General features: G+C 37.0%; 16 protein-coding genes. 9 read left to right on the top strand and 7 right to left on the bottom strand.

All coding sequences use genetic code 11. The annotated features are described in order from the left end of the window. Positions 1 to 394: 394 nt before the first annotated feature. From JM79_RS14460 to rfbB, 5 genes are all read left to right on the top strand, one after another. Positions 395 to 868 carry a UpxY family transcription antiterminator gene (locus JM79_RS14460; protein ID WP_141878833.1) on the top strand — a complete coding sequence of 158 codons (474 nt, stop codon included), beginning with the start codon at positions 395 to 397 and terminating at the stop codon, positions 866 to 868. Positions 869 to 982: 114 nt separating this feature from the next. Next, a complete protein-coding gene (locus JM79_RS14455; protein WP_141878832.1) occupies positions 983 to 1,996 on the top strand; it encodes an NAD-dependent epimerase in 1,014 nt (337 codons plus the stop codon). Positions 1,997 to 2,024: 28 nt separating this feature from the next. Continuing rightward, positions 2,025 to 2,813, top strand: a complete 789-nt coding sequence (cysQ, locus tag JM79_RS14450; protein WP_141878831.1) for a 3'(2'),5'-bisphosphate nucleotidase CysQ — start codon at positions 2,025 to 2,027, stop codon at positions 2,811 to 2,813. A gap of 35 nt (positions 2,814 to 2,848) precedes the next feature. Then, positions 2,849 to 3,724: a glucose-1-phosphate thymidylyltransferase RfbA gene (rfbA, locus tag JM79_RS14445; RefSeq protein ID WP_141878830.1), complete on the top strand. Its 876-nt coding sequence runs from the start codon at positions 2,849 to 2,851 to the stop codon at positions 3,722 to 3,724. Next, positions 3,721 to 4,737, top strand: coding sequence for a dTDP-glucose 4,6-dehydratase (rfbB, locus tag JM79_RS14440; RefSeq protein WP_141878829.1), 1,017 nt, complete (start codon positions 3,721 to 3,723; stop codon positions 4,735 to 4,737). Before rfbA ends, rfbB begins: the two co-directional genes overlap by 4 nt. Before the next feature lie 137 nt (positions 4,738 to 4,874). On the opposite strand, the gene JM79_RS14435 is transcribed toward rfbB, so the two are convergent. The 7 genes from JM79_RS14435 to JM79_RS14410 form a co-directional block, all read right to left on the bottom strand. Beyond that, the gene (locus tag JM79_RS14435) at positions 4,875 to 6,530 is read right to left on the bottom strand and encodes an ABC transporter ATP-binding protein (protein WP_185739508.1); all 1,656 of its coding nucleotides are present in this window, start codon (positions 6,528 to 6,530) and stop codon (positions 4,875 to 4,877) included. Positions 6,531 to 6,618: 88 nt separating this feature from the next. Then, on the bottom strand, positions 6,619 to 7,587 hold the full coding sequence (locus JM79_RS14430) for a nucleotidyltransferase family protein (protein WP_185739507.1): 969 nt from the start codon (positions 7,585 to 7,587) through the stop codon (positions 6,619 to 6,621). A gap of 15 nt (positions 7,588 to 7,602) precedes the next feature. Further along, positions 7,603 to 8,031 (bottom strand): lasso peptide biosynthesis B2 protein, encoded by a 429-nt coding sequence (locus JM79_RS14425; RefSeq protein WP_141878826.1) that lies wholly within the window; start codon positions 8,029 to 8,031, stop codon positions 7,603 to 7,605. Then, entirely contained in the window at positions 8,028 to 8,303 is a 276-nt protein-coding gene (locus JM79_RS14420; RefSeq protein ID WP_141878825.1) for a PqqD family protein, read from the bottom strand. Before JM79_RS14420 ends, JM79_RS14425 begins: the two co-directional genes overlap by 4 nt. A 1,112-nt stretch (positions 8,304 to 9,415) precedes the next feature. Next, positions 9,416 to 9,544, bottom strand: a complete 129-nt coding sequence (locus JM79_RS16270) for a hypothetical protein (protein ID WP_260443449.1) — start codon at positions 9,542 to 9,544, stop codon at positions 9,416 to 9,418. A 10-nt stretch (positions 9,545 to 9,554) separates the two neighbouring features. Continuing rightward, positions 9,555 to 11,390, bottom strand: coding sequence for an asparagine synthase-related protein (locus JM79_RS14415; RefSeq protein WP_185739506.1), 1,836 nt, complete (start codon positions 11,388 to 11,390; stop codon positions 9,555 to 9,557). A gap of 75 nt (positions 11,391 to 11,465) precedes the next feature. Then, positions 11,466 to 12,338: a hypothetical protein gene (locus JM79_RS14410; protein WP_141878823.1), complete on the bottom strand. Its 873-nt coding sequence runs from the start codon at positions 12,336 to 12,338 to the stop codon at positions 11,466 to 11,468. 673 nt (positions 12,339 to 13,011) lie between these two features. On the opposite strand from JM79_RS14410, the gene JM79_RS14405 reads away from it, so the two are divergent. Genes JM79_RS14405 through cysD form a run of 4 tightly spaced genes read left to right on the top strand, consistent with a single transcriptional unit; the run spans position 13,012 to position 15,969 of the window. After that, positions 13,012 to 14,010: a sugar phosphate nucleotidyltransferase gene (locus JM79_RS14405; RefSeq protein WP_141878822.1), complete on the top strand. Its 999-nt coding sequence runs from the start codon at positions 13,012 to 13,014 to the stop codon at positions 14,008 to 14,010. After that, positions 14,011 to 14,475 carry a DUF2061 domain-containing protein gene (locus tag JM79_RS14400; RefSeq protein ID WP_141878821.1) on the top strand — a complete coding sequence of 155 codons (465 nt, stop codon included), beginning with the start codon at positions 14,011 to 14,013 and terminating at the stop codon, positions 14,473 to 14,475. Continuing rightward, the gene (gene cysC, locus JM79_RS14395) at positions 14,468 to 15,064 is read left to right on the top strand and encodes an adenylyl-sulfate kinase (protein ID WP_141878820.1); all 597 of its coding nucleotides are present in this window, start codon (positions 14,468 to 14,470) and stop codon (positions 15,062 to 15,064) included. Before JM79_RS14400 ends, cysC begins: the two co-directional genes overlap by 8 nt. Next, the gene (gene cysD / locus JM79_RS14390) at positions 15,064 to 15,969 is read left to right on the top strand and encodes a sulfate adenylyltransferase subunit CysD (protein ID WP_141878819.1); all 906 of its coding nucleotides are present in this window, start codon (positions 15,064 to 15,066) and stop codon (positions 15,967 to 15,969) included. Before cysC ends, cysD begins: the two co-directional genes overlap by 1 nt. Positions 15,970 to 16,026 lie beyond the last annotated feature (57 nt).

The following is a 16,026-nucleotide window of genomic DNA, read 5'->3' as shown; positions in this document are numbered from 1 at the left end:
GCCATCCTGAGCCTGTCGAAGGATGTTCGTCAAAGAAAATCAGAGAATAGGTAGTCGAATATTATACCAATATTTCTTATCAAATAATAGGTTTTAGATAAGACACTGCCGCCATCCTGAACCTGTCGAAGGAAGCCTGTAAAATCAATTTAGATCGTCCCAAATCAAAAGCGAACCTCAACATTATAAATTCGTCGAAATTTTATTATCGTCTGTCTTCCGAGATGATAACGACCATTTAATTAACCTCAGCTCCACAACTTCTAGTAATGTTACAGACGATCGATTTGAAGGTTGTAAAAAATTGTTCCCCTGCCTGAAATTTCCGAACTTTGCATCAGAATAGTTTATGCACCCTACTGTGAAACTGAACATTCATTAAACCTATCGCAGTATGCCCTGGTACGTAGCAAGAACCAAATCACAACACGAGATCAAAACTTCAGAATATCTATCCAGAATGGGAATAGAAGTATTCTGTCCTACCATCGTGGAAGTCCGTCAATGGAGTGACCGTAAGAAGAAAGTCACGGTTCCATTATTCAGATCCTATATCTTTGTAAATATCGCTGAAAGTGAGAGGTCAAAGGTCTTTGATGCGCCCGGTGTGGTTAATTTTCTACAATGGCTTCATAAACCGGCTATTGCTAAGGATGCTGAAATCAAAGCAATACGGTCCTGGCTTAATAATGATAAGATCTCAGATCTGGAAGTTACCCAGTTCAAACCCGGAGATCAGGTAAAACTAAAATCGGGTAAAATGGCGAATCAAACGGCAGTGATCAAAGAGGTTGGTGATAAAAAGCTAAAACTGATCCTCGAAGAACTGGGCTGGATACTTACTGCCAGCGTGCACGACGTAGTTTAGGAACACTTAGCTCCTTAATATTATAATTTATCGGTTTAATCCAATATTTTAGCAACGAACTGTTAGGAGGCAATCAAACTCTGCAGTTGTTGATCATTTGAGCTTATAATCTTTATGAAGATATTAGTTACCGGGGCAGCCGGATTTATTGGATTTCACCTTTGCAAAAAACTTTTGCAGGAAGGACATGTAGTAATTGGTCTGGACAATCTTAATGATTATTACTGCCCATCCCTGAAAATTGCACGTCTTGCTGAACTAGGAATTATTACGGCGGCAGATTCCGCATATAATCAGCCATTGAATAGTCAGCAGTATCCCGATTTCATTTTCCATAAGATGGATCTTCAGGATCGCGAAAACTTACCTGGACTTTTTAAGGTTTACGAGTTAGACCTGGTTTGCAATCTGGCTGCGCAGGCAGGAGTACGATATAGCATCGAAAATCCTCAGGCTTACATCGATAGTAATCTTGTAGGTTTTGCCAACATTCTCGAATGCTGTCGACTTTACAACATTAAAGATTTTGTTTATGCCAGTTCTTCCAGTGTCTATGGACAGAACAAAAAGGTTCCATTTTCTGAAGAAGACAGAGTAGATGAGCCTATTAGTTTATATGCGGCAACGAAGCGAAGCAATGAACTAATGGCTTATACCTACAGCCATCTCTACGGAATTCGCTGTACAGGTTTGAGATTTTTTACAGTATACGGACCCTGGGGAAGACCAGATATGGCGATGTTTCTATTTGTAAATGCAATTAAGAATGGAGAACCGATCCGGGTATTTAACGAAGGGAACCTGGAAAGAGACTTTACCTTTGTAGATGATATCATTAATGGAGTGAAAGCGGTAATCAATGATTCAGAAACAGATAAAAATGCACTCCACCGCATATTTAATATTGGAAACAGCCAGCCGGTAAAATTGCTGGATTTTATTGAGCAAATTGAAAAGCAGTTAAGAATCAAGGCTAAAAAGAACCTGATGCCCATGCAGCAGGGGGATGTGAATAGAACCTGGGCAGACTCCCGGCCGCTTATGGAACGCTATGGCTATAAGCCAAAGGTAGATATAGAAGAAGGAATTAAAAGATATCTTGAATGGTTTCAGCGATATTATAAATAATCACAAATTACAAGAAGACTTTCATCATATGGAAAAGAATTTAGAGATTGCGATCTTAGCTTCACTGGAAGCTGGGAAAAGAATTATGGAGATCTACGAAAATGAAGATTTTGAGGTAGATTTTAAAGGAGATGACTCTCCACTTACAAAAGCCGATCTGGCTTCACATGAAATTATCATGCAGCATCTTGCAGCTACAGATATTCCGGTGCTTTCAGAAGAGGGAAGGGATCTTTCCTATGAAGAACGAAAGAACTGGTCCAGCTTATGGATCGTGGATCCTATCGATGGTACGAAGGAATTTATCAAGAAAAATGGGGAGTTTACGGTAAATATTGCCCTGGTTAGGGATCAAAAACCCGTGATGGGAGTGATTTATGTTCCGGCGCTTAAGGAACTGTATTACGCTGCCGAAAATATGGGTTCTTTTAAGGTCGATGATATCGTGGATTTCGAAGGAATGGAAAGTTTGGAATCTTCCGCAGTAAAACTTCCGAAGAAAAATTTGAATAAAAAATTCACCGTAGTAGCCAGTAAATCCCATCTTTCAGAAGAAACTAAAGATTATATCAGTCAGCTTGAAGAAAAGCACGGTGAAGTAGATAGCATTTCTAAGGGGAGTTCTTTGAAGCTTTGTATGGTAGCTGAAGGTAAGGCAGATCAGTATCCGCGTTTTGCTCCTACTATGGAATGGGATACGGCGGCAGGACAGGCGATCTGCACTTTTGCTGGTAAGACTGTGTATGATCATAAAACAGGCGAAGAAATGTTGTATAATCGCGAAAAACTGCTGAATAACTGGTTTCTGGTGAAATAGCTAGATTTGCAGCAATGCCATATAAATTTTAGAAAATGAAAGGAATTATTCTTGCCGGAGGTTCAGGTACCCGATTATATCCTATTACTAAAGGAGTGTCCAAGCAGTTGCTGAATGTTTATGATAAGCCAATGATCTACTATCCACTTTCAGTATTAATGCTTGCCGGTATCAGGGAAATTCTGATTATTACGACACCACAGGACAGAAGTAATTTTGAAAAACTGCTGGGTGATGGGAATGATCTTGGCATGAACTTTCAATATGCGGTACAGGAATCACCAGATGGTCTAGCGCAGGCTTTTATTATAGGGGAAGAATTTATAGATGGTGATGACGTTGCTTTAATTCTGGGAGATAATATTTTTTACGGACATGGATTTACAAGTTTACTTCGGAAGTCGGTCGCTACGGTAGAACAGGAGCAGAAAACTGGAGTCTTTGGATACTATGTAAACGAGCCTTCCAGGTATGGGGTGGCAGAATTTGATGCGGAAGGGAACGTTCTAAGCGTAGAAGAGAAGCCAGAATTACCAAAATCAAATTATGCGATTGTAGGTCTGTACTTTTTCCCAAATTCGGTTATCGAAGTTGCTAAGAATGTGAAACCTAGCAAACGTGGGGAACTGGAGATCACTTCTGTGATACAGTCATACCTTGATGATCGTAATCTTAAAATGGAGATTATGCATAGGGGTTATGCCTGGCTGGATACAGGAACCCATGAATCGATGCTCGAAGCAGGTAATTTTATTCATACCCTAGAAAAAAGACAGGGACTCAAAGTAGCCTGCCTGGAAGAGATCGCTTATGAAAAAGGCTATATAAACAAGCAGGATCTGGTGCAACTTGCAGGAAAACTGGGGAAATCATCCTATGGTGAATATTTATTAAAGAGAGCAGGACAATGAACGATCTAAACAAAACGATCCTGGTTACCGGTGGTGCAGGTTTTATAGGTTCCAATTTTATACCTTATTACCTGGAGCAATTTCCGGAACAGCATATGATTAATCTCGATGCGCTTACCTATGCCGGTGATCTGGAGAATCTTAGCGAAGAGGAATCCAACCCTCGCTATAGTTTTATAGAAGGTGACATCCGCAACCGTGACTTGATTGAAAAGATCTTCCAGGATCATCATATCCAGGGAGTTATACATTTTGCTGCGGAATCTCATGTAGATAATTCTATTAGCAATCCAGGTGTTTTTATCGAAACTAATGTAAACGGAACTTTTAACCTGCTGGATGTAGCCTTTAAGACCTGGATGAAAACTCCGTTTGAATACAGGGAAGAATATAATAATTGCAAATTCCACCATATTTCCACAGATGAAGTGTATGGTAGTCTTGGTAATACCGGGTATTTTACTGAAGAAACTCCCTATGCTCCGAACTCTCCTTATTCGGCAAGTAAAGCTGCTTCAGACATGGTAGTGCGTAGTTACCATCATACTTATGGAATGAATACGGTCATTACGAACTGCTCCAATAATTACGGTCCAAAGCAGCATAAAGAAAAGCTGATTCCAACGATAATTCGAAAGGCTATAAGCGGTGAAAATATTCCTATCTATGGCAACGGAAAGAATGTGCGTGACTGGTTATATGTGCTGGATCATGTAAAAGCGATCAGTCTGGTTTATGCGGAAGCTAAAGCTGGTGAGGTATATAATATTGGAGGTGACGCAGAAATGCAGAATATAGAGCTTGCTCAAAAGATCTGTAAATTGCTGGATGAACTTAAACCGAAGGATTCCGGAAGCTATAGTGAACAGATTGCCTTTGTAAAGGATAGAGCAGGGCATGATCAGCGGTACGCCATTGATGCCAGTAAGATCAGGTCTCAATTGAACTGGAAAGCAGATTCAGAATTTGAAGATGCTTTAAAAGAAACTATAATTTGGTATTTAAGTAGGTAGCATAAATTTCCTATATAAATGCTAGTCATGAAAGGCATGTGATAGATTGTGAGTATTTGGAAGTGGTACTAACTTCCGAATACCTCATTCTTCAGTTATTTTCCAGCACTTTTGATAATCTTCAAGCAAGCGTTTAATTACCTGAGTTTAATAACTTTGTCACAAAAAGGTAAAATTGAAAGCCTGTGTGTTACGAACAAAATAGTGATCTCACTCTTTAATTGTACCAGAAGTTCCATAATTAGCTTTTCGCTAATTTCATCCAGAGATGAAGTAGCTTCATCGAGCAGAAGTATCTGCGGCTGTCTTAATAGAACCCGGGCGAGTGCAAGACGTTGTCTTTCACCTCCTGAGAAGTGAAATTGGTAATTCACAATCACTTCATCAAGTCCGTTTTCTAAGCGATCTAAAAGATGTGAACCTCGTACTTGCAATAAAGTATACCTAATCTCTTTATCTGATATTTTTCCAGGATTGTCCCAAATTAGATTTTCGCGTAAAGTTCCATCTATAAAAAAAGCATCCTGAGGTAGATACCCAATTTGATGTCTCCAACTCTGTAAGTTTTCATCTTCAAGTATCTCATCATCTACCATTATTTCGCCAGATTTTTGTTGTTGTAAACCAGCGATCAAATCGATTAAGGTCGTTTTTCCTTTACCTGATTCACCAATGATTCCTGTAAGAGAAAACGCGGGTATACTAGCACTAAAATCGTGGAATAGTTCTTCATTATCATAGGAAAAATTCAGATTTGTAATTCGAAGTTGATTTTGTAACCGAATTACATTTTTGGGGGTTGAAAAATCTACGTTTGTAGCAGAAAAGTTTTCATCGAGTTGCATCACCATTCGTACGGAAGCGAAATTGCTTATTATAATATTGATATCGGTACTTATCGTTGTGAACTGCGGGTAAACCTTTGAAAATAATATAATCAATATAAAAAATGAGGTTAGAGGAATTAGATCGAATTTATAACCTAAATAGACTACTAATGTAAGGACGATTATTCCGGAAATTCGATAGAAAAAGGTAGGGTAAGCGCTGTTTTTCTGCATCTTCATATCCAGTTTTAGAAGGGATGAAGAAACAGATTCAAATTTTTTGTAATAAAATGCTTCAGACCCATGGACCTTAGCAATCTTTACGGTAGTCCAGAAGTCATCAATATATTTAAGAAGATGATTATAGGAATCCAGAAATCTCTCACCTAGATCAAAAGCTCTGAACATAAATTTACGAAGCAGTATGAAAACCAGTATTCCTATAAAAGAAATGAATAGCGTAAACTTACTTGAGACGAACATTGCCCAAACCAGGTAAGATCCTGCCATAATCAAACCGGTAAGTACCCGCATGATAAAAAAGAAATAATCAGCCAGATTGGGAATTTCGGTACTTAGAACCTGTAAGTGACCAGTTTTGCTTCGATTATTTAATAACTGCCAGTCGGCCTTGATAATCTTCCGGAATAATCTGTTACGTATTTCGTAAATAAACCTTTGTTGATATCTGGCATCTAGCAAGCTTTTCCATAATTGCAAAACTGCCATAAACGACAGTAGCAGGACGTAAATTATAAGAATGGTTTCCAGGTTTAATTGAAAGTTGACCTTTTCTGCCAGCTCTTTAAAAAATTTTGCAATAGGATTCTGATTATCACTGGTTTCAGCAGTTAATAATTGCAAGAGTGGTATCAGGAGTACAATCGAGAGTCCGGAAAATACTCCAAGGAAAAGCGTTAAAGTAAAAAGAAGTAGAATTTTTCCCGGACGAAAATTTAAAAGCATTTTCAGGCTTTTAGTAAAATATGGGTCAATTTTCATAAAGAAATGAATACTTGAAAATAAATTCTTCCGAGGGAAATTACAAAAAGAATCAGTTGCGATAGAACTCGAACACTTTGGAATACTTTCCGTAGAATATTATTGCAATAGTACTTAATTTAAACCTGAAGCCTGGAAAGCATTTCAGTTCAAAAAGATATGTCTTAATTCGATCCAGAAATGATTTGCTATAATAGTCTTCATATTCGATTTGTGTGATCGCAAAATCAGAAAGTTTTGCTATATCTGTTTCAGGTAAGCAGGGTACTAGAGAAGATTCAGGGAAGTATTTTTCCAGGGTTGAATTGCAGAGGGCTACCATGCGGGTCGCATTCAATTGGGTAGTCAGCTCCACAAATTTATGTTCGTCAAAAGTGATGTTTGCTAAGAAATCTCTCACATCAACGAGCCACTTTAACCTAAACCAGGCATGCTTCCCACCGTGAATAATTAAATACAATAGTTCCAGTTCATTATCAAAAATCTGGAAGCTTCGATTTTGAAATATTAGGTTTCCGGTATTTGATTTAATTACTTCTGAAAGAGTTCGATCATCAGTAACTCTGGATTTAAATAATTTCCAGTGAATTTCAATGTTAATATTGTTTTCAGGGTTTGAAAGCAATATTTGATTTGACAGTTTTATTAATCTTTTTCTTTTTTTTGAATTATCTGGCCAGGGGAAAAGAGCTGTTTTGTAGCCATGCAGTTCGAGTATAGAAATACATCTTTCAATATCTTTTGGCGAAACCAATAGATCCAGATCATTAGAGTACCTGTAACTGGCTTCCTGGTGAAGCCGGTAAGATAGCATCGGGCCTTTTAATGGAGTGAATGGGATCGTAGACTTTCGGAAAGCATCTGTTATCTTGTCGAATTCACCTACCTGAAAAAGTAGATGATATTTTTCCTGAAGATAATCCTTACTTCGATTCTCATTTAGTAGCGCATCGATCTGCTGATGAGATAAGCGGTGACGTTGATGAAGAACTTCACGATTTAGAAAAGTAAGGTTTGCCAATTTTCTTTTGTTTATCTATTGAAATCCGGATATTTCAAAGAAACCATCCAGATGTTCACCTCCTAAAATATTAGTACCTCCTATAGATAACCAGGCATGGGCTCTAAACTTTTTGTCAGGAGTTGGTGTTACTCCTATGTGTAAGGTGTTGTCATAAGATCGTCGTTCAAGCATTTTTCGGGTTGCAAGTGCTTTGACAAGACAAGTATTCTTCCAGGGGGTACGATTTTCCAGACCATTAATTATGGTAGCTATTAATAAGGCTTTTCCTATTTTAGCTTCACCTCTGCTGTGAGAAGTTTCTGAAACAGGTGCTGGCATCCATTTCCTTGAAGCCTGATAACTAACTTTTAAGCGATATATAAAAAGGAGTAATATTGCTTCAGGAAGTAGAGTGATCTCTGAAAATGATAATTTCCTCGCCGGTATAAATGAACCTATCATGCTGCAATCGATTCATTAAGAATGAGCTTTCGCGAAATCATCTCATCAATAAAACTATGAACATCCCTGCTACAGGTTTCTTGATCTACATCATATTCCTGTAAAAGTACATCAATGACTTCCTGAATAGTTTTCGGTGATTCTATTAATAATTGCCAGATTCTGCTTCCTATAGGATCAAGACCGTAGTAAGACTCGGCTTCCATACACATTAGAACAGCCTCATTACCGATTTTGCTGGAAAGTACCTTATCATTTACCTGATTTATCATTTATGTATGAGTAAAAATTAAAAAATGTTTAACTAAGCACAAGGCCCCAGCTATTCGGAGGTTTTACAGCTTTTGACTAAACTATTGTAAAAAATTTAACTGTTATGTGTAAATTCGGAAGTACTCGATAACCTCAATATATACTCGATGAAATACACAGGTTCTCCTTGATTAACGAAGCCGAGACAACTATACCATGCCTGAAAAAGCGTGATATAGAAGAGTCGACATAGTAAGGATTATGAAAATTAAGTGGATAATTGCGGATATGCGTTAAACAAAATTGAGGTAGTAGATTTAAATGAAGTTCAAATCTGAATCCAAAAAGATATGAGAAGTATAACTAAGATATTGTGCCGAGGAACTCAATCGAAATTAATAAACTTATTTGGCATAAAAAGTTCAACAGCATACTCGAAATCAACAATCTTTTAAATAAGAAGAATTAGATTTGAAAGTTTATTGCAGTTTCTCCAAGGTAGAAGTGAATAGTAAATCTACTAATGAACTTTCTAAATTGTGAACAAGGAGATTCTAAATGATGGCTTTACTGCTGAGTATGTCTTTAAAGATCAAGTTCGAATAAAAATGTATGAAAAATTCACCAGATTTTAAGTAAATAGATCAGATTAATGTAATCGTGGTTTACATGTATTATTGGTGCGGATATATTAACTAAATTTAAAAAATTCCCAAGAAATCTTGCACTTGATGGGTTTATACTACATAATAAACCGAAAAGTAAGCGAATTCAGGACAATGACAATAAGATATCTTTCAAATTTATATTGTAAAATATTTCATATCCTAAAAAGATTATGAACTGGAAGGGTGTTATCTTAACCTTGAAAAGAGGATGTAATAGTAAATAGCTCTTAAACTTGGTAACTGAGTAAGCGAAAACCCAACTAAGACACTAATGATTAGTTCTTTTCAAGGCCTAAGCTGAGTAAAAGAAACTGTATTATGTATTCCTGTGGTTTTTCATAAACCTTGTAATCCTTTCCCTTTGGGACAACCAAATCTAGGTTGAAGGTTGTTTTGAAAGTAGTTCCCAAAAAAAATACTTATAAAAAATTGTAAGTATTAGTTCAGCGTAAATTCATAAAAAATCATGACCTTGATTGGTTTGTAGCTCCACCATCACCGCCCTTTCCTCCCCTTGAAAGGGTTTCCTTGATTTTCAATTCAGACTTAATTTGGGGTTTTGTCCATTGTTTTTTAGAATTATTTTCTTTCATGACTTAGGTGCTATTTTACTAATTTTTCTTTATTTTCAATTGTCCAATTATCGAACTGTATCCAGCCATAAATCCCTAATACCTCCCAATAAGTTGACGCTAAGTTATCATAAATTAGGATATTTTCAAGAGATTCTTTTAATTTTGCGTTACTTATTAAAGCATTATTGTAGTTACTTTCGCTCAATGATTCCTTAAACTTTGCGAGATAATTTTGATTTATTTGTTTATAAGCAGGTGAGTAAGGCAATTTGTCGAATCTTAACCTATTCTTATCGGGTAATATATTTTCCATTGCTTTTCTGATTAGCCCCCGTTTTAATCCCCCCATATAATAATGTTCAACCGGTAACTGAACCATGAATTCAATTATTCGTCTGTCTAATAAGGGATATGTTATTTCAATTTGATGATGGGAAGAATTACAATCATATTCTTCACCAAAGTTTTCAAATTCCTCTGGCCAAATACTGTTTTTAATATTAAACTGATCCAAATAAAATTTTCTGTAAAAATCTTTCATCCTTTTTTGCAGGCTTTTTTTTACTCTATCCTGAAATTCCAGAGGGAAATTTAAAATAGTCCAGGGTTTATAAATTCTCAAAACGGAGTGAACAATTTCGCGGAAGAAAAATGGTAAAATTGGTTCGGTTATGTATCTGGTTATAAGAGTATAATAACTTAAATTCATATTTTTTCGGAAACGTCTACTTAATCTGAAAAATTTGGAGAAACTCCCATTTCGCATTAAAATGGGTAGTGGGGATACAGTACTATTAGATGTGGTAATATCTCCCAATACCCCGGACAACATTCGACGCACTGATTTTTCTTGAAATTTGGAAAAGATGGCCTCATCTAAATAATATGAATGTACAACAGGGGCATAATTGTCATCAAATTTGGAAAAAAGATCTTTTAAGGAATATTTTAGTGTAGAATGATAAATAAAAGTAGGATCTATATTTTTTTCCTGCTTTATGACTTCGTTTATGTAGTCCATTTCATCACGGAGGCTTGGCTCACAATAATTTTTGTCAAGGACGGACGAAGCAGAAATAATCTTCTTATTTTCTTTTGCAAACTTTCTAGCAGTAATACAGGCAATGGTGCTTGAATCTAAACCTCCACTTAGAGGAACTCCAACTTCGCTAATTACCCTCGTTTGGTCTGCAATCACTTTTTCAAGTAAACTTCTCAATGTCTTAGCCCAATCTTCTTCCGTATTTAAATTTTTATTTTTTTTATTTAAATCCCAGTATTTAAAAATTAAAATCTGGTATTTATCTATTTTAAGATAACTGGCGGCTTTAAGTCTGTAAATGTTTTTCCAAGCAGTTTTAGTAGGAGCATCACATAGGCCTATTGCCTCATCCCTCAAATGTAGATGGTCAACTTCAGTTTTTACAAAAGGAAGTTGTACTAGTGATTTTAATTCCGTAGAAAAAACAAATCTGTTATTTTCAAAATAATAAAGAAATGGCTTTACCCCCATTTGATCTCTGGCACAAAAGAGTTCTTTTTTTTCTTTGTTCCAGATGGCGAAGGCAAAATCCCCATAAATATCTTTGACAAAATCTTTTCCGAATTTGATATAAGACCGTAACAGTAAAAGTGGGTCGGTGATAGTTTCGCGTTCCGATGGATGCGTATTAATTCTATCCATGATTGCCTCGCGTTCATCAAGACGCGCATAAGCTGTGATTACAAAGCCATCTTCTTCATAGGGTGAGGAGTCATAGATGGATTCCGGAGTAACCTGTAATAGCATATGCCCGAAAAACATGGATTCCTCGCGATAAATATCCTGCCGGTCTGGTCCACGATGAGCCAGATCTTTCTGCATGGAAGTGATCCATTCATCCTGGATAGGTCGGCCCTCAAAATCTATAATTCCAAATATGGCGCTCATGAATTTAGCTTAATCTGAATTGTAAATTTTGCCCAGGTAGTCCGCGATTGCCTGTTGAGTTTCTTGAATTGGTATCTGCTTAGGTCTGGATAGTTTTGTGACTTTGGTGTAATTACACATAGCAGTTAGATCTTTGAAAAATGAGGATTCGTTTTCGGGCATCCCAAACATATATTCCAGACGATATATTTCCTTTCTTAAAGCCATAATTTTTTCTACTCCCTCCACCTCCTTTATGCTTATAGAAGGATTGTCGTGAATATCCAATAATAAAATATGATCAAGGGCAAAATGACTTTTAGTATACGATGCTAAGGGAAAGTAAAATTTTTCGGTATCAGGGTCAATTTTACGTAAACTTTCCTTGCTTTCACTAAGCTGCTTAAGACTATCTTCCCATAATTTAATACGGTCGCTCATAGTCCAGATCAAAGCCTGATTATTCTTAATAACTATTGGAGTTATATCATCTGTCAGAAACTCATTATCATCCAACACAAATGCTGCGGTAAGCGAAGATTTTCCGGCTCCGGAATCCCCGCAAAGCATAATTCCCTTATTACCATAAACAAAACAACTGCCATGCATAGGCATAATTTTCCGTTGATGCAAAATTGCGCCGTAGGTTGACCCGTTTAAGTAAAGTTCAATAGTCTCCCTACTTGCTTGTGGGTCAATGCACATGGATATATAATTGCCGTTAGCAGCGTAGAAGGTGCCTACATCATCAACTTCCATTAAAAATTCGTTCTGAGTTACACGATAGAAATCATCAACATATAGTGGATCCTCGACCTCTATTATGTTGTTGCTTATTTCGATTTTTACATCGGTTAAGGGGAACTTATAATGCTGTTGAGGGGCTGTAATGGAATCTTTCAATTTATAAGATAAGTTTTAGCTTTAATTGTAGATAATTCACAAACATAGAAAATATAAATTGTTTACACAGTATTCATTTTCAGGCATGATTTACTCAAAACAGAAGACCTGGTATGCAGGTTTTGATATATGTTGGGTATATGAGATGCTGTTTTTAATCAATTATTAATTAATAAAATGGTAGATAGAGTAGAAATGAAATTTATTCCCAGACTAAGAAATGTAACTCTTGTGAACTATCTATGAGGGAATAATCTCACCGGGAACAGAAATATAAGTTGTAAACTTGATAAAAATACCTTAAACTCTTCAGAATAATAAAATTTAATATTTGAGGAATTATCAATTAAATAGCAATAAATCATGACTTTGATAATTATCTTAACTTCTGAAGTTTGAGATTATGACATTATTAGTAATAATTGGTTATCAAGGGTTTAGGTGTTCCATTTAAAAACGATTGAGATCAGATAAAGTTAAAATTTTTAACGTTTTCAATTTGACAGTATGGATTATCTGGATTAATTTCGCAAGTTCTAATCAACCTGATCCGCCTAACCCTACTTATGTGTCTTTGGTCTAACCAGATTAAAGAATTTCAATCAGGTTTTATCGAAAATTTTATTACGAGAGTTACAATATGTGACTCACGGAGGCGAAGCCCTGTTATGTTATGTCTAAAATTATTCATGTATTACTTACTGGAGGAGTTGGCAGCCGACTATGGCCGCTCTCTCGAAAGTCAAGACCAAAACAATATATAGACCTGTTTGGAGGGAAATCGCTCTTTGAGCTATCAATTCTACGGAATCAAAAGTTTTGCGATGACCTAACTATCGTTGGAAATGTTGATAACGATCATCTATCTGAGGAAACCTTAAGTAGAACCAGGACGATAGATCACTCCAGCATTATTGAAGCAACCCCACGGAACACGGCGGCGGCAATAGCATTTGCAGCTTTTTCTGCACATCCTGAAAATATTCTACTTGTTACTCCGGCAGATCATATTATTGTAGAAGGAGCAGCTTACAATAAAGCAGTGGAAGAAGCAGTAGCATTGGCGAAAGAAGATAATATTGTCACCTTCGGTATTCAGCCGACAAAGCCGGAAACTGGATATGGTTATCTTGAAACTGAAGGCAACACCGTAAGCTCATTTAGAGAAAAGCCAGATCTGGCTACTGCAAAAACCTTTCTGCAAAGCGGAAAATTTCTCTGGAATAGCGGAATGTTCTGTTTTAAAGCAGGTTTGTTTCTGGAGGAATTAAAGAAGTATGAGCCAGAAGTTTTCGAATCATCCAGGGAAGTCTGGTTTAATAATAAGGAAGGTGCATTAAATCTGGAAGACTCCTTAAAAATTCCTTCAATCAGTGTGGATTATGCAGTTATGGAGAGGAGCGATAAAATAAAGGTTGTGAAGTCAGGTTTTGACTGGAGTGATATGGGAAGCTTTGAAGCTATCTATGATTATCTAATTGAGCAGGGACATGAAAAAGATGGCCATGGCAATATGGTAATAGGTTCGAATAATTATACTGCTTTTGTAGGACTTGAAAATTCTATTTTGGTTTGTACAGAAGATGCTAATCTGGTGCTGAGTAAAAAATGTTCCCAGGATGTAAAAAAGGTTTATCAGGAACTTGAGATCTCTGCATCACATTTAATATAGATCTTGGCGCAAACATATAAAAGGCATATCGCTAAAACTATTACCTGGAGAATTGTTGGAACGATTGATACGATTCTGCTTTCCTGGCTAGTGACAGGTAATCCCTATACAGGTCTTAAGATCGGTTTTTCCGAAGTGGTTACCAAGATGTTGCTATATTACCTACATGAGCGTATATGGTTTCGAGTCAAAGCTGGGGTCACGAAGAATGGAGATAGTAGGAAAAGACATATTGCAAAAACGATTACGTGGCGCGCTATAGGCACTTTAGATACGATGCTATTGGCTTGGTGGATTTCAGGTGATCCTTTTACGGGTTTAAAGATTGGGCTTATAGAGGTCATTACAAAAATGATCTTATATTACCTGCACGAGAGAGCCTGGTATAAGTACGACTTCGGACTGCAACAGCGAAGAGATCAAGAATTAAAACGAAAAGAACCATTAGAGAATTCCCATGAATAATATTGTTCCACATACATTTGAAGTTAGCAGAGCGTCTCGTAATTCCATGAAAGGTCATAAGTCTTTTGTGATTTGGTTTACCGGGTTATCAGGTTCGGGGAAATCTACCCTGGCAAATATGGTGGAACAACAACTCTTTGAAAAAGGAATACACACCTTTTCCTTAGATGGTGATAATATTCGTGGGGGACTTAACAATAATCTAGGCTTTAGTCGTGAGGATCGAGAGGAGAATTTGAGACGTATCGCTGAGGTGGCTAAACTATTTGTAGATAGTGGGAGCGTAGTGATTGCTTCCTTTATCTCTCCTTTGCAAAGCGATCGAGATTTTATAAGAGAAATTATAGGAGAAGAAGATTTTATAGAGGTTTTTGTGAACACGCCTTTAAAGATTTGCGAGAAGCGTGACGTTAAAGGGCTTTACAGAAAGGCCCGGGCTGGAGAGATCAAAAACTTTACAGGAATTGATGCACCTTACGAACCCCCAGCAACACCTACGATCGAGATCAGGACAGATCAGGAAGAAGCTAGGGTTTCAGTAGAACGTATCCTTAATTTATTAGAAAAAGAACTGGAAATAACAAAATAATGAGCAAGTACTATCTTAATTACTTAGACGAATTAGAATCTGAAGCTATTTATATCCTACGGGAGGTATGGGCACAATTTGAAAATCCTGTGATCCTGTTTTCGGGAGGAAAGGATTCTATCTTAGTAACACATTTGGCTAAGAAGGCTTTTTATCCAAGTAAAATTCCTTTTGCACTGATGCATGTAGATACCGGTCACAACTTTCCAGAGACCATTCAGTTTAGAGACGATCTAATCAGTGAGCTAGGAGTGAAATTGATCGTAGGATCGGTACAGGATAGTATTGACCAGGGTCGTGTGGCGGAAGAAAAAGGAAAGAACGCTACAAGAAATGCGCTTCAGATCACCACACTTTTGGATGCAATAGAGACTAACAAGGTAGACTGCGCTATAGGTGGCGGTAGAAGAGATGAAGAAAAGGCACGAGCCAAGGAGCGTTTCTTTTCACACAGAAATGATTTTGGAGAATGGGATCCTAAGAACCAGCGGCCAGAACTCTGGAACTTGCTAAACGGAAAACATTTCGAAGGAGAACACTTCAGAGCTTTTCCAATTAGTAACTGGACCGAGATGGATGTCTGGAACTATATTAAAAGAGAGAATATAAGTATACCATCATTATACTTTGCACATGACAGAGAGGTTGTGTTCAGAAGTAACTCCTGGATTCCGGTATCAGAATACCTGAAATTGGAAGAAGGAGAAACTATTGAAAAGAAAAAAATAAGGTTTAGAACCCTTGGTGATATTACCATTACCGGAGGAATAGAGTCTGACGCAGATACGCTGGAAAAGATTGCCGATGAAGTCTCTACTATGAGGAAAACAGAACGTGGAGATAGATCTGATGATAAGCGTTCTGAGACCGCTATGGAAGACCGTAAAAAACAAGGGTACTTCTAGATAATAGATCACAACTTAGAGTCAGCAAGCTTAATTAGCAATACAATATATAAGAGC

Origin of the sequence: Gramella sp. Hel_I_59, assembly GCF_006714895.1 — a bacterium.
Taxonomy (GTDB): Bacteria; Bacteroidota; Bacteroidia; order Flavobacteriales; family Flavobacteriaceae; genus Christiangramia.
Note: the sequence above shows the minus strand (reverse complement) of the source record. Positions and strands in the feature narration are given on the sequence as shown.